The 18,009-nt window shown below is 73.5% G+C and carries 16 protein-coding genes and 1 riboswitch; of the genes, 3 read left to right on the forward strand and 13 right to left on the reverse strand.

What is annotated here, in order from left to right; all coding sequences use genetic code 11:
• Positions 1 to 255: 255 nt before the first annotated feature.
• From DEJ24_RS14910 to DEJ24_RS14920, 3 genes are all read right to left on the reverse strand, one after another.
• Positions 256 to 1,779: an MFS transporter gene (locus tag DEJ24_RS14910; protein ID WP_111079289.1), complete on the reverse strand. Its 1,524-nt coding sequence runs from the start codon at positions 1,777 to 1,779 to the stop codon at positions 256 to 258.
• Positions 1,780 to 2,006: 227 nt separating this feature from the next.
• Positions 2,007 to 3,029 (reverse strand): LacI family DNA-binding transcriptional regulator, encoded by a 1,023-nt coding sequence (locus DEJ24_RS14915; protein ID WP_111079290.1) that lies wholly within the window; start codon positions 3,027 to 3,029, stop codon positions 2,007 to 2,009.
• Complete coding sequence (locus DEJ24_RS14920) at positions 3,008 to 5,035, reverse strand: aldo/keto reductase (RefSeq protein WP_111079291.1); 2,028 nt, start codon at positions 5,033 to 5,035, stop codon at positions 3,008 to 3,010. The genes DEJ24_RS14915 and DEJ24_RS14920 overlap by 22 nt, the downstream gene beginning before the upstream one ends.
• A 124-nt stretch (positions 5,036 to 5,159) precedes the next feature.
• On the opposite strand from DEJ24_RS14920, the gene DEJ24_RS14925 reads away from it, so the two are divergent.
• Together DEJ24_RS14925 and DEJ24_RS17025 are read left to right on the forward strand one after the other, a co-directional pair.
• Positions 5,160 to 5,708, forward strand: coding sequence for a TetR/AcrR family transcriptional regulator (locus tag DEJ24_RS14925; RefSeq protein ID WP_110902591.1), 549 nt, complete (start codon positions 5,160 to 5,162; stop codon positions 5,706 to 5,708).
• Positions 5,709 to 5,775: 67 nt separating this feature from the next.
• On the forward strand, positions 5,776 to 5,946 hold the full coding sequence (locus DEJ24_RS17025; RefSeq protein WP_181421469.1) for a hypothetical protein: 171 nt from the start codon (positions 5,776 to 5,778) through the stop codon (positions 5,944 to 5,946).
• Between the two features lie 94 nt (positions 5,947 to 6,040).
• On the opposite strand, the gene ribH is transcribed toward DEJ24_RS17025, so the two are convergent.
• From ribH to DEJ24_RS14960, 7 genes are all read right to left on the reverse strand, one after another.
• Complete coding sequence (ribH, locus tag DEJ24_RS14930) at positions 6,041 to 6,520, reverse strand: 6,7-dimethyl-8-ribityllumazine synthase (protein WP_111079292.1); 480 nt, start codon at positions 6,518 to 6,520, stop codon at positions 6,041 to 6,043.
• Positions 6,517 to 7,212, reverse strand: coding sequence for a 3,4-dihydroxy-2-butanone-4-phosphate synthase (ribB, locus tag DEJ24_RS14935; RefSeq protein ID WP_111079293.1), 696 nt, complete (start codon positions 7,210 to 7,212; stop codon positions 6,517 to 6,519). The genes ribH and ribB overlap by 4 nt, the downstream gene beginning before the upstream one ends.
• Positions 7,212 to 7,877 carry a riboflavin synthase gene (locus DEJ24_RS14940; protein ID WP_111079294.1) on the reverse strand — a complete coding sequence of 222 codons (666 nt, stop codon included), beginning with the start codon at positions 7,875 to 7,877 and terminating at the stop codon, positions 7,212 to 7,214. The genes ribB and DEJ24_RS14940 overlap by 1 nt, the downstream gene beginning before the upstream one ends.
• An 86-nt stretch (positions 7,878 to 7,963) precedes the next feature.
• Positions 7,964 to 8,097, reverse strand: a riboswitch (FMN riboswitch).
• A 103-nt stretch (positions 8,098 to 8,200) separates the two neighbouring features.
• Positions 8,201 to 10,711: a DUF2156 domain-containing protein gene (locus tag DEJ24_RS14945; protein ID WP_111079295.1), complete on the reverse strand. Its 2,511-nt coding sequence runs from the start codon at positions 10,709 to 10,711 to the stop codon at positions 8,201 to 8,203.
• Positions 10,708 to 12,084, reverse strand: coding sequence for an esterase family protein (locus DEJ24_RS14950; RefSeq protein ID WP_111079296.1), 1,377 nt, complete (start codon positions 12,082 to 12,084; stop codon positions 10,708 to 10,710). Before DEJ24_RS14950 ends, DEJ24_RS14945 begins: the two co-directional genes overlap by 4 nt.
• A 252-nt stretch (positions 12,085 to 12,336) precedes the next feature.
• Positions 12,337 to 14,412 (reverse strand): cell wall anchor protein, encoded by a 2,076-nt coding sequence (locus DEJ24_RS14955; protein ID WP_111079297.1) that lies wholly within the window; start codon positions 14,410 to 14,412, stop codon positions 12,337 to 12,339.
• Between the two features lie 87 nt (positions 14,413 to 14,499).
• Positions 14,500 to 15,987, reverse strand: a complete 1,488-nt coding sequence (locus DEJ24_RS14960) for a hypothetical protein (protein WP_146245994.1) — start codon at positions 15,985 to 15,987, stop codon at positions 14,500 to 14,502.
• A 107-nt stretch (positions 15,988 to 16,094) separates the two neighbouring features.
• Here DEJ24_RS14960 and DEJ24_RS14965 point away from each other — a divergent pair, with 107 nt between their 5' ends.
• Positions 16,095 to 16,526 carry a GNAT family N-acetyltransferase gene (locus DEJ24_RS14965; RefSeq protein WP_220034040.1) on the forward strand — a complete coding sequence of 144 codons (432 nt, stop codon included), beginning with the start codon at positions 16,095 to 16,097 and terminating at the stop codon, positions 16,524 to 16,526.
• 19 nt (positions 16,527 to 16,545) lie between these two features.
• Here DEJ24_RS14965 and DEJ24_RS14970 read toward each other — a convergent pair whose 3' ends face one another.
• The 3 genes from DEJ24_RS14970 to DEJ24_RS14980 are packed head-to-tail and all read right to left on the reverse strand — an operon-like array spanning position 16,546 to position 17,991.
• Positions 16,546 to 17,076, reverse strand: a complete 531-nt coding sequence (locus DEJ24_RS14970) for an Lrp/AsnC family transcriptional regulator (RefSeq protein WP_110902582.1) — start codon at positions 17,074 to 17,076, stop codon at positions 16,546 to 16,548.
• A gap of 19 nt (positions 17,077 to 17,095) precedes the next feature.
• Complete coding sequence (locus tag DEJ24_RS14975) at positions 17,096 to 17,605, reverse strand: hypothetical protein (RefSeq protein ID WP_111079300.1); 510 nt, start codon at positions 17,603 to 17,605, stop codon at positions 17,096 to 17,098.
• Positions 17,606 to 17,613: 8 nt separating this feature from the next.
• Entirely contained in the window at positions 17,614 to 17,991 is a 378-nt protein-coding gene (locus DEJ24_RS14980) for a DUF5997 family protein (RefSeq protein WP_110902580.1), read from the reverse strand.
• Positions 17,992 to 18,009: the final 18 nt, after the last annotated feature.

Raw genomic sequence — 18,009 nt, forward strand, 5'->3', positions numbered from 1 at the left:
CGGCCGGCAGCGCAGTGCGCTGGCGGCGTCGGGCAGGTAGCGGTCCCCCGAGGGGAGCCTGCCCCAGATGGGGTCGTCGGCTGCCGGGCTGGGGGACGTCGACCGGAGCGGCGTCGGGCATGTCAGTCGTGGTCGTTCCTCGTTCGTGGGTGCGGCCGCGGTCGTCGCGGCCACCTCCCAACGTAGGACCTGCGCCCGGGTGCCGGTCCATGATTCACAGGATCGGCCCATCCCGGGCGTGCCGCGACGGCCGGGTCAGCGACGCCGCAGCATCACGACGGCGCCCGCTGCGGCGACGACCATGAGCGCCGCCGCGACGCCCGCCGTCGTCGTCACACCCGAGTCGAAGGCGGCACGGGCCGATTCCAGGAGCGCCTGCCCTGCCGACCCGCCGAGCTGCGTCGCCGCGGTGACGGCACCGCCGAGGGTCTCTCCCGCCGCGGTGTGCGCCGTCGAGGACAGTCCGTCCGGCACGACGACGTGGGCTCGGTAGGCCGTGGCCAGGATCGTGCCGAGGACGGCGGTACCGAGCACGGCGCCGATCTCGTACGCGGTCTCCGAGATCGCCGACGCCGCACCGGACTTGTGTGCCGGGGCGGTCGAGATGATGAGGTCGTTCGTGACGGTCTCGGACGCGCCGATGCCGATGCCGAGCAGCACGAACGCGAACGCCAGCGCGGCGATCGAGGCGTGGTGGCCGAGCACCGCGACGAGGGCGTACGCGGCCGCCGAGAACAGCAGCGACACGGACACGACCCAGCGCGGAGCGACACGGGCGACGACGGGCACCACGGCGAGGCCCGCGATGATCGTCAGCACCGCGCCGGGCACGAGCACCACGCCGCTGGCGAACGGGTCGAGTCCGGCCACGAGCTGCAGGTGCTGGGCGATGAAGAACAGGAACCCGGTGAGCGAGAACATCGCCGCCATGTTCATCAGCACGCTGCCGGTGAACGCGGTGCTGCGGAACAGGCGCATGTCGAGCATCGGCGTGCGGGAGCGCAGCTGACGGCGGACGAACGCGATGCCGCAGAGCACCCCGACGGCGACCATCGCGATCGCCAGACCGCGCTCCTCCGGGTGCACGAGGGACTTGATCGCCCAGACCGTCGGGGCGAGGGCGCCGAGGGACAGCAGCATGCTCGGGACGTCCACCGGCCCGGGCTCCGGGTCGCGGGACTCCGGCACGCAGAACGGCACGGCGACGAGCATCACGACGAGGATCGGCACGGCGACGAGGAAGACGCTGCCCCAGTGGAAGTGCGCGAGCAGCACGCCGCCGACGAGCGGGCCGAGGGCGTTGCCGGCGGCGAACATCGTCGACCAGACCGCGAGCGCCAGCCGTCGTTCGCCGGCGTCGGGGAACACGTTGCGGATGATCGACAGCGTCGCGGGCATGAGCATCGCGCCGAAGACACCCATCGCGAGCCGGGCCGCGACGAGCATCCAGGCCTCGGTGGCGAAGGCCGCCACGGCGGAGAGCAGCGCGAAGCCGGTCGCGCCGACCACCAGGATCCGGCGCCGTCCGATGCGGTCACCGACGCTGCCCATCACGACGAGCAGCCCGGCCAGGACGAGCGGGTACGCGTCGACCATCCAGAGCTGCGTGGTGGCGTCCGGGTGCAGGGCGCGGGAGATCGAGGGCAGCGCGAAGCTCAGGACGGTGTTGTCGACCGAGATGAGCAGCACCGGCAGCATGAGCACCGCGAGCGCGGCGAACCGGGAGCCACGACTGGTGGTGATCCGGGTGGCGACGGGGCTGGTGAGCAGGGCGGACATGGCGGACTCCAGGACTTCGAGCGTGTCGCGCTGGCCACCCGCAGGGGCTGAGCGCAGACGAGACGGGACGCGGAAGTCGTCACGCGCCCCGTCAGGGTCCCGTTAGTGTACCGTCCAGACGGTTGTGGTTGCAAATGCAACCAACGCCAATCGGGAGGCGCGGATCCGGGCCGCCTCGCGCCTCCCGTCCGCCGGTCGGTTGTTCGATCGGCCGGTTGGTCAGCCGCTCACGCTGACTCGCGCACCACCAGCCGGTGCCGGACCACCCGCTCCACAGCCGGGCCGGACCGCGGCAGCGACCCGTCGAGCATGCCGAGCGCCAGGTCCACCGCGTGGCGGGCCACCTCGTCGAGGTCGACCGCGAGCGTGGTGAGGGTCGGCGCGACGAGCGTGCCGAGCGTCAGGCCGTCGATCCCGACCACGCGGACGCGGTCCGGGACCTCGACACCGGCGCGACGGCAGGCGGCGAGCACCCCGAGCGCCATCACGTCGTTGAACGCGACGACCGCGTCGAGACGGGCGTGCCGCGCGAGTGCTGCGGCGGTGCCCGCGGCACCGGCATCGGCGGAGGCAGCCTCGGCGTGCAGGTGCTCGGGCAGGTACCCCCGTCGGCGCAGGGCGTCGAGCAGGAGCGCACCGCGGGTGCTCGGCTCGCCCGGTGCCTCGGCGGAGGGCGGTGCATCGAGGACGAGCGGGTGCTTGACGCCGACCGCCACCAGGTGGTCCGCGAGGCTCTCCACCGCCCCCTCCGGGTCGAGCCGGACGGCACCGCGGGCGGGCGGGCCGTGCGGGTCGAGCTCGACGACCGGCACCGAGCCGAGCCGTTCGATCCACTCCCCAGCGCGGGTACCGAGGGAACCGATGACGACGTCGGTCTGCGCACCGAGGTCCTGCACCGACCGGTCGGAGTCACCGGCGAGACCGACGTCGGCGAGCATCACGTTCCAGCCGCGCGCGGCCGCCAGCCGGAGGACCGCGGCGGCGAGTTCCGGCGAGTACGGGTTCCGGAGGTCGTCGACGAGCAGCCCGAGCTGGTGGGTGCCGCCCGACACGAGCCCCCGCCCGAAGCGGGACGGGCGGTAGTCGAGCTGCTCCGCGGCGGCGAGGACCCGCCCCTTCGTGGCGTCGCTGATCCCCGGCAGGCCGTTCACCGCACGGGTCACGGTCTGCCGGGACACCCCGGCGGCGGCTGCGACGTCGAGGATCGTCGCGCGGCCGCTGGTGCCGGTCAGCTGCGGAGGTCGAGCCATGCCACCTGCTCGGGCGTGAGGTCGACGGTCAGGCCGAGCATCGACGAACGCGCTTCGGCGATGGTCCGCGGGCCGAACAGCGGGAAGGTCGGGAACGGCTGGTGCAGCACGTACGCCAGGGCGATCGCGGTCGCCGGGACGCCGTACTGCCCCCCGAGTTCCTCGGCGCGGCGGAGGCGCTCGAAGTTCGCGTCCGAGTAGTAGCAGCGGACGAGTTCGGCGTCGCTCGTGTCGTCCGGACGGGCCCGACCGGTGAAGAAGCCGCGCGCCTGCGAGGACCACGGCAGCAGCGGGATCTGGCGCTCCTCGAGCCAGCGCTTCGACTCCGGGTCGGTGACGTGCTCGCACCCGGCCCAGGGGACGTCGAGGGCCTCCGCCAGACCGAAGTGGTTGCTGAGCACCTCGAACCCGTGCCTGCCGTTCGCCGCGGCCCAGGCGTTCGCCTCGTCGAACCGGGCGGGGGTCCAGTTCGACCCGCCGAAGACCCGGATGCGCCCGGCGCGGCGGTGTTCGTCGAGGACGTCGACGAACTCCCCCACCGGGATGTCCGGGTTGTCCCGGTGCATCATGTAGACGTCCGCGTAGTCGGTGCCCTGGCGCTCCAGGCTCTCGAGCAGCTGACGGGTGAGTGACTCCGGGTCGCAGTACGGCGTGTGTGCGCCCTTGGTGATGACGACGACGTCCTCGCGGATGCCGCGGTTGCGGACCCAGGCGCCGAAGCGGCCCTCGAGCACGCCTCCGCCGTAGACGTACCCGGTGTCGAAGGCGGTCCCGCCCTGCTCCACGAAGTGGTCGAAGATCGCGCTCGCGTGGGCCAGGTCCGGCTGGTTGTCGACGCCCATCACCAGGCGCGAGACGCGCTTGTCGATGCCGGGCAGCTCGCCGTACGTCATCGGGGCGTCGGGCGCGACGGTGAGCGGGCGGCCGCTGACCGTGGGGATGTTGGCGGTCTCGGCCTCGAACGGGTAGCGCAGGCCGATCGCGGCGCGCCAGCGGTCGAGGGTGCGGGCGGCGGCCAGGCTCTCGTCGGTGGTCATCTGCGGCGCGTCGACCCGGCCGGCGCGCAGGGCGTCGATGGTGGCGTCGGCCTCCAGCCCGTAGGGGGCGGCACCGGCGAAGGACGTCTCGGCAGGTGGGGCGTCGACGGTCCGGACCTCGATGACCGGGTCGCCGCCGATGGTCCACGGGTCGCGGAGCACGATCGTGCCGCGGGTGCCGTGCACGACGACCGCGTTCGTGTCCTCGACGCGGACGCCGGTCCGGAGGCTCGCGGTGATGCCCGACGCGTACGTCGCGCTGGCGACGGTCCATTCGTCGACGCCCGTCGGACCGAGCGTCCCGACGGCGTGCAGCTCGACGGGTTCGGCGACCGCGACCCCGGTCGCGGCCTGCACGACCGCCGCGGTCATGGTGACCGGGTAGCAGCCGACGTCGAGGATCCCGCCGCCGGCGGTCTCGACGTCGAAGAGCCGGCCGGAGCGCTCCTCGGTGCGGAACGCGAACGACGCGTCGACGTGGGTGACGGTGCCGACCGTGCCGTCGCGGACCAGGTCGAGGAAGGCCGCGGTCCGCGGGTGGAAGCGGTACATGAACGCCTCGACCAACGGCAGTCCGGCCTGTCGTGCGGCGTCGACGAGCACCATCGTCGTGCCGTGGTTCGGCGTGAGTGGCTTCTCGCAGAGCACGGCCTTGCCTGCCCGCAGTGCGGCGAGGACGAGGGCCGCGTGCCCGGTGTGCACGGTCGCGACGTAGACGGCGGACACCCGGGGGTCGGCGAGGACGTCGTCGTAGGTGCCCGCCACCACGTCGGGGAACCCGTGCTCGGCGGCCTCGTCCGCGAAGGCCTGCGCCCGCTCGACCGACGAACTGCCGGCGGCGACGAGTCGGCCGCTGCTCGTCGACAGCTGCGAGAGGAACCGTCGGGCGATCCCCCCGGGGCCGAGGACCGCCCAGCCGGGGGTCGTGTCGTTCGTGGTGGGCGTGGGGGTCGCGGTCTGCGCTGACATGCGGATCCTGTTCGTCGTGAACCTTCACGGTCGCGGCGAGGCTATCCGGTACAGACCCTCGGAACAAGGGACCGTGAACGTTCACGGAACACACTCCCCCCGGCGTGTCCCTAGACTCGTGCGCATGGCCAGTGCTCGCGACCGCGTCCTCGACAGCTTCGTCGCCATCGTGTGCGAGGAGGGCGAACGTCCCGCCACCCTCGACGCCGTCGCCGCGCGCGCCGGTGTCTCCAAGGGCGGACTGCTCTACCACTTCGGTTCCAAGGCCGCCCTGGTCGAGGGACTGTGCGAACGGCTCGCCGACCTGTCCGCCCTGGACATCGAACGGATGCGCGCTGCCGAGGACGGCCCGGCCCGCTACTTCGTCGAGAACTGTCAGTTCGTCGGCAGCGAGCTCGACCTCGCCCTGCTCGCGGCCTCGCGCCTGCAGCAGGCCGGGTACGAAGAGGCCGGCCGGACCCTGGACGAGACCGAGAACGCCTGGCTCGCCACCCTCGTCGACGCGCTGGACGACGTCCCCACCGCGCAGGCGGTCAAGCTCCTCGGCGACGGGCTCTACCACGCGGCGTCGCTCGGGGCCGCGAGCGACGTCCGTCCCGACCGGGCCTCGGTCGACATGGCGGCACTGCTCCAGGTCGTCGACCGCCTGATCGCGACGAAACCGGCCGCGTGAACGGCCGCTCCCGGTCCTGGGGATAGACTGGGCGCGATCCACCCGCTCGATTCCCGGAGGTACCACCGTGGGCCGCGTCCTCGCTGCTGTTTTCTCGATCCTGCTGCTGCTGGTGTCGATGTACCTGTTCGGGTTCGCGTTCCAGGTCGACTCCGGTCAGGCCTTCGTGTTCATCGCCGGTGTGCTGCTGATGAGCCTCTCCTTCTTCCTGCCGATCCACGTGTTCGGCAAGCGGTAGCCACACACCCCCACACGCAGAACGGCCCCGCACCTGACGGTGTGGGGCCGTTCTGCGTCGTACCGGTGCACGACGGTGGACGAACGCCGTCCCGCTACACGGAAGCGCGCAGCCCGCGCAGCGTGACGGCCGTGGCGATCGCCGCGTGCGCGGCCTCGGCGCCCTTGTCCTCCTTCGACCCGGGCAGTCCGGCGCGGTCGATCCCCTGCTGCTCGTCGTCCAGGGTCAGCACGCCGAAGCCGACGGGCTTGCCGGTGTCGATCGCGACCTTCGTCAGCCCGCTCGTCGCCGCGTCCGAGACGTACTCGAAGTGCGGGGTCCCGCCGCGGATGATCACGCCGAGGGCGACCGCTGCGTCGAAGCCGGACTCGAGGGCGGCCTTCGCGACCACCGGGAGCTCGAAGCTACCCGGGACGGGGACGACCTGCGCGGTGGCACCGAGGCGTTCGATCTCGCGCTGCGCCCCTGCGAGCAGTCCGTTCGCGATGACGTCGTGCCACTGTCCGGCGATGACCGCGACCCGGATGCCGCTGCCGTCGACGAGCTCGCGCTCCGCCGCTCCTGCTCCGCTCATGCGTGTGTCCCTTCGGTGTGGGCGACGTCCGTCGCCCGGTCGGCTGCGTCGAGCCAGACGGCCAACGCGGCGATGGTGATGACGGGCACGCCCTCGCGTGCCCCGAGTCCGACGAGTTCCGGCAGGCGCATCATGCCGCCGTGCTCGTCGACGATCTCGCAGATCGCCGCCGCGGGCCGGAGTCCGGCGGCGGTGACGAGGTCGATCGCGGCTTCGGTGTGCCCCGCGCGCTCCCGGACGCCACCCGGGCGTGCCCGCAACGGGACGACGTGTCCCGGTCGGTGCAGGTCCTCGCGGACCGAACCCGGGTCGGCGAGGACCCGGAGCGTCCGTGCGCGGTCGTGGGCACTGATGCCGGTCGTGACGCCGACGGCCGCATCGACCGTGACGGTGTAGGCGGTGCCGCGGACGTCCTCGTTGTGCTGGACCATCGGCGGCAGGTCGAGGGCGTCGGCGATCTCGGCGCTGACCGGCGCGCAGATGAACCCGGACGAGTGCGCGACCGTCCACGCGATCCACTCCGGCGTCGCGAGTTCCGCGGAGAGGACGACGTCGCCCTCGTTCTCGCGGTGCTCGTCGTCGGCCACGATGACCGGACGGCCGGCGGCGATGGCGACGATCGCCTGCTCGACCGAGGACAGGCCGGGGTCGTCGGCGAGGGTCGGCACGACGGGAGCGGTGTCGGCGACCATCAGCGGGCCTCCGCCCAGACCGGAGCACCGGCAGCACCGGCAGCAGCGGCAGCAGCGTCGAGCCGCAGCATCCGGCGGACGTGCCGGGCCAGGACGTCGGTCTCGATGTTGACGCGGTCCCCCGGCACCCGTGCACCGAGCGTCGTGGCGGCCAGGGTCTCCGGGATGAGGCTGACCTCGAACCAGGCGGCGTCCGGTGCGACGGACTCCGGCGACACCGCGCTGACGGTCAGCGAGACACCGTCGATCGCGATCGAGCCCTTGTCGACCACGAGCGGGCCGAGTTCCGGCGTCAGCGTGAACCGCACCCGCCGCCAGCCGTCCCCGTCGTCGGTGAGGAGGACGGTCGCGGTGCCGTCGATGTGACCCTGCACGATGTGACCGCCGAGCCGGTCCCCGACCGAGGCCGCACGCTCCAGGTTCACCCGGTCACCGGCCCGCAACGACCCGTGCGCGCTCATGTCGAGGGTCTGCTTCATGACGAACGCCGTGAAGGTCTCCGGGCTCTGCTCGACGACGGTCAGGCAGACGCCCGAGACCGAGATGGAGTCGCCGTGCTGCGCGTCGGAGACGACGAGCGGGCCACGGACGGTGAGCGCGACGGAGTCGCCTCGTTCGTCGACGGCGGTGACGGTGCCGAGTTCCTCGATGATGCCGGTGAACACTGGTGTCCTCTCAACGGGACTCCGGGTGCGCGCGACGGTCGTCGGCGGACGGCAGGCGGGATCGCGGAACGACCATCACCTTCCGTCAGCGCTTCCTCCCGTCCGGACTCTCACCGTCGGTCCTGGGATTGCACCAGGTCAACCCCGCACCGGGCGGACCCGGCGCGGCGCTCGTGGACTGTCACCACCGGTTCGGACTTGCACCGACCCCGGAGCGCTTGCGTGTCACCGACGATACCCCAGCACCCCGACCGTCGTGGGCGGATGGTCCGCCGGGCGTCACGCGGCGTCTCGGGGGTGCACCGGGCCTCCCGTCCGGCGGCTCAGCCGCGTCCGCGGACCAGTGCCAACGCCTGCCGGAGCGACAGGTCGGGCAGGTAGGCGCGGACCACCGCGACGCCGATGGCGGGCAGCGCGACCGGGTCCGGGTAGGCGAGGACGAGCGGTTCGAGTCCCGGGCCGAACTTCCGCTTGAACCGGAGCAGCGACCGGAACCCGTAGACCGGCTCGAGGACGCCGCCGACGAGTTCGAGCAGGGTCTCGACGCCGTCCCCGGTGGTTGCGCCACCGGACGTGCGGGCGAGCGGCGCGGCGGAGAGGCCGAGTCGTTCGACGCCCTGGTCGCGCATCACCTCGGCAGCGGAGGCCACCAGGAACTCCATCACGCCGTTCGGGGCGTCGCTCCGGCGCCGCATGACGTCGAGCGTCCAGCCGACCACGCGGCCCGCACGGTGGGACGGCAACCAGCTCGTGACCCCGAGGACCGTGCCCTCGGCGTCCTGCGCGACGAGGGTCCGGACGGCCGGGTCCCGCATCTCGTCGAGGCTGCCGAGCGTGAAGCCCATCTCGGGGAGTTCACGATCGGCGACCCATTCCTCGGAGATGGCCTCGATCTGCCGGGTGGTCGCCACGGGCAGGTCCTGCCACGACGACCAGGTGGCGGTGAACCCGGAGCGACGGGCCTTGTTGACGGCGGTGCGGACGTCCTGCTTCCGGCTGCCGCTCGTGGTCCAGGCACGCGGGTCGAACGCGGCGTCCTCGGCGACCGGCAGGGTGCGCCAGCCGAGCCGGGTGAGGGCCGCGGCGCTGGTCGTGTCGATGCCGTGGAAGACCGCCGTCCAGCCGTTGTCGTCGCAGTACCGGGCGAACTCGGTGAGCGCCGGTCCTCGCGCGTCCGGCCAGCCGAACGGGCCGAGGGCGACCGCGACGGCACCGGTCCGTCGGTAGGCGACGCCGGCGCGACCGTCCGCGCTGAACCAGTGCGCGCTGCCCGGCCACGTCGCCATCCAGCCGAAGGTGTCGCCGCCACCCGCCACGAGCAGCGCGCGGGCACGCTCACGGTCCGCGGCGGACACGTCGGAGTCGGCTGCGCCGGGCGTCGCACCGGCGGGACGGATCGCGGCGACGGCCACGACGGCCCACAGCAGCGGGCCGACGAGGCCCAGCACCGTCCGGAGACCGGGGTCCCGGATCGGCAGGTCACGGTGGTGCAGGACCGGTGACAGCGGTCCGAGGACGGCGACGACCAGGCCGAGCGGGTCGTGCACCCGCACCGGTGACGCGTCGGCGACGACGACGACGACCGTCGCCAGGACAGCGGCCGCGACCAGGACCGTCACGCTGAAGGTGACGACGCGGCTCCGGGCGACCGCGACCGTGAACGACCGCCGCAGCAGCAGCAGGACGAGCCCGGTGAGGAGCGGGACCGCGATCGACGCGGCGATCGACAGGACCACGACGACGTCGTCCTCGGACCCGCGGAGTTGCTCGACCCGACCGGGCACGTGGGTGTAGGTCACGGCGGCGGCGATCCCGGTGACGGTGTCGACCACCACGACGAGCCACACCGCGAAGCGGCTGCCACGGAACAGGCCGACCGCCCCGACGACGAGCACGAGCAGTGGTGCGATCGCGAGCAGCAGGGACCAGGGGTCCGTCGCACGGAAGGTCAGCAGGCGGTGCAGGCACTCCCCGGCGACGCCGTCGGCGCGACAGGCGGAGGGCTGGTCCGCCGGGCCCATCCCGACGACCGCGGCGAGCGGCGCGAGCAGACCGACCCGGGCGCGCGACACCAGCGCGATCACCGGTCCGACCGCCGACACCAGGACGACCGTCCCGAGCAGCACCCGGGTCTCGCGGTGGGAGCTGCGGGTCCAGCCGGTGCGCTTCGGGGTGCGTCGGAACACCTCGCCGAGTCCCCAGCCGGCGGCCGTGGCGACGACGGCGGAGAGGTCGGCGGTGTGTCCGGCGTAGAGGAAGAGCGTGAGGACGACCGCCAGCGCGTTGACCCGGATCCGACGACGCCAGAGCGGGCCGGCGAAGGCACTCGCCGTGGTGACCGTCCCCAGGATCGCCGTCCACGGGTCGAGGCCCTCGGCCCCGGAGAGCAGGGCGGCACCACGGTGCCCGTCCGGGTCGACGAGGCCGACGACGGCTGCGGCCGCCGCCCCGATGACGCTCGTCGCCAGGAAGGCGGAGACGGTGCGCCGCGAGCCCATCAGCCGTTCGGAGGCTCCGACCAGCACGACGACACCGGCGAGCGTCAGGACCAGCGCGAGGACACCGGTGGTGACGGCGAACACCCGGAAGGGCACGAGGGCGTCCGGCACCTGTCGGCCCTGGGCGAACCGCAGCGACGCGGCGGTGATCGACGCCAGCAGCACCAGGACCAGGACGACGGCCGTGACCGGCTGTCGCGTGACGGCGTGCCGGACCGACCGGGAGGCCCGCCCCACGTCACGCAGGACGCGCGCGGCGGCCGCGTGGCCGACCTCCTGCGGCGGGGCCGCGGGCTGCTCCGGAGCGGCGGTGTCGGGTGCGCCCTTCGCGGTCATCGACGGATCCCGTCCACGGGCAGTCCGAGGTGGGCGATCACGGTGGGGAGGCCGTGGCCCAGGACGTACCGGACGGTGTTCCAGTCGTGGGCCGAGCCGGGCGAGACGATGAGGGTGGTCGCGATCCCGGCGCGTTCCGACGCGGCGCGGAGCGCGAGCGTCGAGGCCTCGTAGGGAGCGTCGTCCTCGCCGTAGCCGAACACGGTGAGGTGGTCGTGGTACGGCGTGTGGGCGGCGAGCAGGGCCTCCGGGGTGGCCCGGAGGTAGGCCGGACGGGAGCCGCCGAACCCGACCGCGATCGTGTGCTCGAGGTCGCCGTTCGCCGGGGCGAGCTCGCTGGAGATCGCGAGGGTGGTGCCGAACACCTCGGGGTACGCGCTCGAGAACTGCACGGCGCAGGTCGCCCCCTGCGAGAAGCCGCCGATGCCCCACGCCGCGCTGCCCGAGGCCACGTCGAGGTGCTCGTGGATCCACCGGACCGTGTCGGTCATCACGTAGGTCGCACTCCGCCCGAGACGACGGCTGTCGACGCACATCGGGTTGTGGCCCGGAGCCCCCAGTTGGTCGGGCGAGACGACGATCGGCGCGATGCCGTGGTGCGCCGCGGCGTAGTGGTCGAGGAAGGACCCGAGCCGGCCGGTCTGGAACATGTCGGCCGGCTGCCCGGGCTGCCCGGAGAGCGCGACGAGGACCGGCAGGGTCGGCGGGTCCGCGACCTGCGCGGCCGGCGGCAGCCAGACGACGGCGGGGCGGGCGTGGAAGTGCGAGACCGTCGCGGGGATGCGGACCGCGATGGTGCGGCCACGATCGGGCATCCCCTCCGGTGCGGTCCACGTCGCCGCGTCGACGACCCGTGCGCCGGGCCTGGCCGCGTGCTGGTGGTCCAGGGTGCCGATCGGGTAGGGGTTCGGCGTGACGGCCTCGCCGATGGTCCGGTACGCCCCGAAGTCGACGTTGATGCCGAGGCCCGCGGTGAGGGCGACCGCGAGGGCAGCTCCGAGCCCGACGATCCGGCGACCGTTGCCGCCCTGGACCAGGACGACCAGGAACAGGAGGACGGCGGCCACCGTGAACGCGACCCACATGCGCGTGACGGCCGTGAAGGACACGCCGAAGCGGTCCTGGACGTCACCGAACCACCAGACGGCGACCAGGCCGATGCCGGCGCCGACCGCGATCGCCGCGATCCGGACGAGCACGGCCGGGACGCCTCGGTCCCGCCGTCGCCTCACCGGGTGGTCGGTCGCGCCGGCGTCCTTCGCCCGACCGCGCGGTCCGAAGACCGTCACGAGGACGAGGACGACGGCGACCACGTCCACCGGCACGAGCACGGCCGGGAGGACGATCGGGAGCTGGAGCACGTCGGATGGCACGGGTTCATCGTGCTGCCGTCCAGCTGACGCACAGCCACTGGTCGGCTGCCGCTGTGTTCAGCAAGGGCCGACGCTCGCCCAGGAGGCGCACAGCACTCCCCCAGGACGAGTCCTGGTCACGACTCGTCACCGCGGGTCCGCCCCTTTGGAACCAGGGCGGCCGGGCCAGCTCGTCCGGGTCGGGCTCGGCCGGGCAGGCGGCTGCGGAGCCCCGGGGATCCCGGTGCTCCGCAGCCGTTCAGCGGTTCGGCGTCAGTGGCGGCGCCGCAGGGACATCGTCCCGAGACCGGCCAGGAGCAGCAGCAGTGCTGCGAGGGCCGGGAGGACCGGCCGGTCCGCTCCCGTGTAGGCGAGCGTGCCGGTGGTACCGGTGGCCGTGCGGGTCGTGCTGACCCCGCTGCCCGTCGACGTGGAGTCGACCGCGGTGGCTGCGGCACGGGGCGTGACCTCTGCCACCGGGGTGACCAGCGCGGCCGGGGTGGCCGGGACGGTCGTGGCCGGGGTGGCCGTGGCCGGGGTGGTGACCGGGGTGGTGGTACCGGGAGTCGTACCCGTCTCGGGGGTGACTCCGGTGCCGGGGCCCGTGGTGCCCGGCGTCGTGGTGCCCGGGTCGGTCGTGCCCGGCGTCGTGGTACCCGGGTCGGTCGTGCCCGGCGTCGTGGTGCCCGGGTCGGTCGTGCCCGGCGTCGTGGTGCCCGGGGTGCTGCTGGAACCGTCGCCGATGACGCCGACGCCGTTCCCACCGACGGTGACCGGGATGGTGATCACCGGGATGATCTGCGTGCCGGAGCCGATGCCGCCCTCACCCGAGGTCGTGCCACCCGAAGCCGGCGTCGTGCCGGTGCTCGTGCCGGAGCCGGTGGTCGAGCCACCGGTGCTCGTGCCGTCACCGATCACACCGATGCCGTTCCCACCGATCGTGACCGGGATGGTGATCACCGGGATGACCTGCGTGCCGGAACCGACACCGTCCTCACCCGAGGTCGTGCCCCCGCCGACGGGCGTCGTGCCGGTGCTCGTGCCGGAGCCGGTGGTCGACCCACCGGTGCTCGTGCCGTCACCGATCACACCGATGCCGTTCCCACCGATCGTGACCGGGACGTCGATCACCGGGATGACCTGCGTGCCGGAACCGACACCGTCCTCACCCGAGGTCGTGCCCCCGCCGACGGGCGTCGTGCCGGTGCTCGTGCCGGAGCCGGTGGTCGAGCCACCGGTGCTCGTGCCGTCACCGACCACACCGATGCCGTTCCCACCGATCGTGACCGGGATCGACACCACGGGAGCGACCTGGGTGCCGGAACCGACACCGTCCTCCCCCGAGGTCGTCCCGCCCGAGGCCGGAGCGGTACCGGTCCCCGTTCCGGTGGTCGAGCCGCCGGTGCTGGTGCCGTCACCGAGGACCCCGATGCCGTTGCCGGTCACCGTGATCGGCACGGAGACGGTGCCGAGGAGCTGTGTCCCCGAGATCAGACCGTCGGAGCCCGACGTCGTCGGGGAGGGCGCGCCTCCCGTCGAGCCGGAACCGACCGGCGTGCCGGAAGTCGACGGACCGGCGGTCGCGGCACCGTCCCCGAGGAGCCCGATGCCGTTGCCCGACACCGTGACCGGGATCGAGACGTCCGGCAGGACCTGTGTGCCGGACAGCAGGCCGTCCGCGCCCGAGGTGGTTGCGGCCGTTGCTGCCGGAGCCGCAGTGGCCGGCGCGGAGGCCGGAGCCGCCGTGCTCGAGCCGGTGCTGGCGGCGTCCCCGGCGACGGCGACGGCGTTGCCGCCGACGGTCACCGGGAGGTCGACGTCGCCCGCGACCTGGGTGCCGGAGAGGACGCCGTCCTCGCCACTGGTCGTCGGAGCCGGAACAACAGGAGCAGCCGGTGCAGCAGGAGCTGGTGCGGGCGCCGCCGGTGCCGCTGGTGCGGGAGCAGCCGTCGCGTCGCCGAGCACGCCGACTGCGTTGCCGGTGACATCCACCGGAGCCGTGACCTCCGGCACCACCTGGGTGCCGGAGGCGACGCCGTCAGCACCGCTGGTCGTCGGCGCGGCGGGTGCCGGCGCAGGGACCGGCGCCGCGGGGGCCGGTGCGGGGACCGGCGCCGCGGGGGCCGGCGCAGCCGCCGGGCTCGTGGCGGTCGAGACCGCGTCGCCGACGATGCCGAAGGCGTTGCGGGTGACGGAGACCGGGGCGTCGACGTTCGGCGCGATCTGGGTCCCGGAGGCGATGCCGTCCGCTCCGGTGGTCGTCGCCGCGTTCGCCGCGACGGCTCCACCGAGCGTCAGCCCGCCCACGCAGAGGGCGAAGAAGAGCCCTCGGGTGACGTTCTTGTTCATGGTCGTTCACTCCTGATCGAGATGGTCGGTCGACCGCACGGGAGCGGTCGGTGGCGCGTCCTGCCGTGGCGGGCAGGTGCGCCGATCTCAATCGGGAGCGACGTCGTGGTCGCCGACGAGCGAGGCCGGGAGGGCGTCGTCGGTGACCGGGCCACGGTGACCCGTGGCGAGGGGGGAGGTCTGTGCGTCGGCACCGACGGTGCCGATCGGGGTCGCGCCGGCCGAGCCGCCCGCGGCGGATCCGCCTGCGGTGCCGCCGGTGGCGCCCTCGAACGGTGCGTGCGTCGGCGCGCCGCCGTCCGGGAGGACGAGGGCCTCGCCGCCGAAGGTCGCGGCAGCGAGGGAGGTCGACGTCGTCACGGCAGCGAGCGGACCGGCGACGATCGCCGAGGTGCTCGCGCGGACGGCGGACGGGGTGGTCGTCGCAGCCGGCTGGTCCGCTGCGCCCGTGATCGGTGCAGCCAGCGCGGCTGCCGGACCGCTGGTCGTCCCCGCGGGTCGCACGGCGGCCGTGGCTGTGGGCGACGCGGGGACCGATCCTGCCGGGACCGTCGGCACGATGGCGCCACCGGTGCCCGGGGTGCCCACCACGGGGACCGAGGGGACGTCGACGACGGGGAGGGAGCCTCCCGGCAGGAGACCGCCACCGACGCCGGGCAGGCCGCCGACGACGTCGGGCACCTCGGCCACGACGCCCGGCACAGCGCCGACGACGTCACCGACCGAGCCGAGGGTGTCGTCCACCACGCCCGTGACGGGCGCCGTGACGGTGCCGAGCGTGTCGTCACCGAGCAGTCCGCCGACGACCGGGAGGCTCCCGACCACCCGGTCGACGACGGCCACGATCGCGGTCACCGGACGGTCACCGGCGATGTCCTGCACGGCTCCGGTGACGGGGTCGAGGACGGTGACGACGGTGTCGGTGACGGGCCGGGAGGCGCCGTTCACGGCCGACACGACGCCGCCGACGAGCGAGGTGCCCGGGCGGGTCGTCGGCGTGGCTGCGGGCGCTCCGGGTGCGTCGGCCGGTGTGGCGCCGGCGTGCGACGGCTGGTCGGCCGCGGTCGGCGCGGGGGCTGCGGCCGGGTCGGTGTGCGTGCTGGCCGGCGCTGCGGTGACCGGGGCCGGCGCAGCCACCGGGACCGCCGGAGTGGCTGCAGGTGCGGAGACCGGAGCGGGGGCTGCGGCGACCGGGGCGGGTGCTGCGGCGGTCGGAGCGGGCGCAACCGGCGCCGGCGCGGCCGGGACCGGGGCGGGGGCCGGTGCTGCCGGGACGGCCGGAACCGGCGCGGGGGCCGGTCGGACCGGGGTGACGACGCTCCCGACGGCCCGTCCGACGCCCTCGACCGTGCCACCGACGCCCGAGACGACGCCGCTCAGCAGGCCGTCCGAGCGCTGCGACGAGTTCGTCTGCGAGCCGCTCGGAGACGCCCCACCCAGTCCGAGGACCCCGGCCGCCGCAGCGGGCCGAGCACCGAAGAAGAGCGAGAGCAGCACCAGTGCCACCGCGATCCCGGAGGCCATGAGAGCCCAACGGATGACCGCGTTCAGGGGTGCACGCATCGATGCGTCCATGCGCTCACCTCCTGATCTCGGCTGCGCACGTAGAGTGGTTGACCGGCACGGTACGCCTCGACGGGTGCCGTGCGGAACCCATTCACAAGAAAAAGTCAGGAAACGTCGTGCCCTCGACCTTCAGCGCCCCGACCCGCAACCTCGACGTCGTCACCCTGCACGAGATCCTCCGCCTGCGACAGGACGTGTTCGTGGTGGAGCAGGCATGCGCCTACGACGACATCGACGGCCGCGACCTCGAGCCCGGCACGGTGCAGTTCTGGGCCGGCAGCGGTTCGGTCGACGCGACCCTGCGGCTGCTCCGCGAACCCGACGGCACCGAGCGGATCGGCCGGGTCGCCACCGCAGCGCACGCCCGGGGCAAGGGCCTCGGTGCCGCGCTGATGCAGGCCGCGATCGCCGAGAGTCGTTCGGAGCGGATCAGCATCAACGCGCAGGCACACCTCGGCGAGTGGTACGCACAGTTCGGTTTCGTGCGCTCGGGTGAGGACTTCCTCGAGGACGCGATCCCGCACACCCCGATGGTCCGGACCCGCTGACGGACCGCGCTCGCTGCGCTCAGGCCTGCCAGCGGCGCAGTTCGCCGTAGGAGCGGGCCTGGTGTTCCCGGTCCGCCACCAGCCGCTCGAACACGATCGACGTCTGCGTCGTCGCGACCGACGGGTCCCCGCTCAGCTCGTCGGCGACGAAGTCCCGCAGCTGCTCGGTCGACGTGCACGCGATGTGCACGAGGAAGTCCTTGTCCCCGGCCAGGAACGAGACGTCGAGCACCACCGGCACCCGGAGCAGGCGTTTCGCGAACTCCCGCAGTTCGTGCCGCGCGGCAGCGTGCACCCGGACGGAGACCATCGCCTCGATCGAGAACCCGAGACGAGCGATGTCGACCTCGGCCCGGTAGCCGGTGATGATGCCCGCGTCCTCCAGCGCCCGGACGCGCACCAGACAGGTCGACGGCGCGATGCCCACGGCAGCGGCGAGCCGGTTGTTCGGGATCCGGGCGTCCGAGGCGAGGACCCAGAGGATCCGTTCGTCGACCTCGTCGAGGCGCGGCGGTGGAGCGTCGGGTCGGCGGACGATGCGGTCGGACACGGCACCACCGTAACGCCGGTCACATCGCCAGGGTCATCCCGACCACGGCGACGGTCATCGCGAAGACCTCACCGCTCCGGACCGCGCGACGGTCCTCCCGTGCCCACTCGTGCCGGAGCAGCCAGCCGCTGAAGGCGCAGTAGCCGATCACCCCGGCGCCGAGCACCGCGGTCAGGACCAGAGCGTGGACGTGGACGGCGGTGCCGGGGAGCTCGGTGGTGTGCCCCATCAGGAGCATCCCCGCCATCACGACCGCGGAGAGCGCCCGGTGCACGTCCATCGGCTCGGCGCGACGTCCGTCCCGCCGACGTCGCCGCACCACGGGCATCGGCGCGAGGACCAGCAGCAGTGCCGCGGCCAGGATCGTCCACGACGGCCCGGCCTGCACGACGGGCATGAGCATCGCGACGAGCATCACGGTCGCGGGCACGATCACGCCGGGACGCGGGCGGTACCGGTCGCCGACGATGCAGCACACGGACGCGAGCTGCGGCACGACGAGCATGGCGTCGGCGACGGTCCCGTGCACGGGTGGGATCAGCCCTCGGTGCGGGCTGCGCGCTCCTGCTTCACGCGTACGTTCTCGGTGCGGACCGCGGCCTGGGTGGAACGCTCCTGCACGAGCCACGCCGGCATGTCCTGCAGGAGCTGCTTGATCTGCTCCGTGGTGAGGACGTCGTCCACGCCGGCGCGGGCGAGTCCGGAGATCGACACCCCGAGGCGCGCGGCGACGACCGGTCGGGGGTGCGGACCGTCGCGACGGAGGTCCTGCAGCCACGTCGGCGGCTCGCTCTGCAGTTCGTCGAACGTCGTGCGAGCGATCGGGCCCGCACGGAACGACTCGGGCGTCGCCGAGAGGAGGATGCCGAGCTTCTTGGCAGCGGTCTCGGGCTTCATGGTCTGTTCCTGGGCCATGGTGACCAGAGTACGGCC

This window comes from Curtobacterium sp. MCPF17_001 (assembly GCF_003234615.1).
GTDB lineage: Bacteria > Actinomycetota > Actinomycetes > Actinomycetales > Microbacteriaceae > Curtobacterium.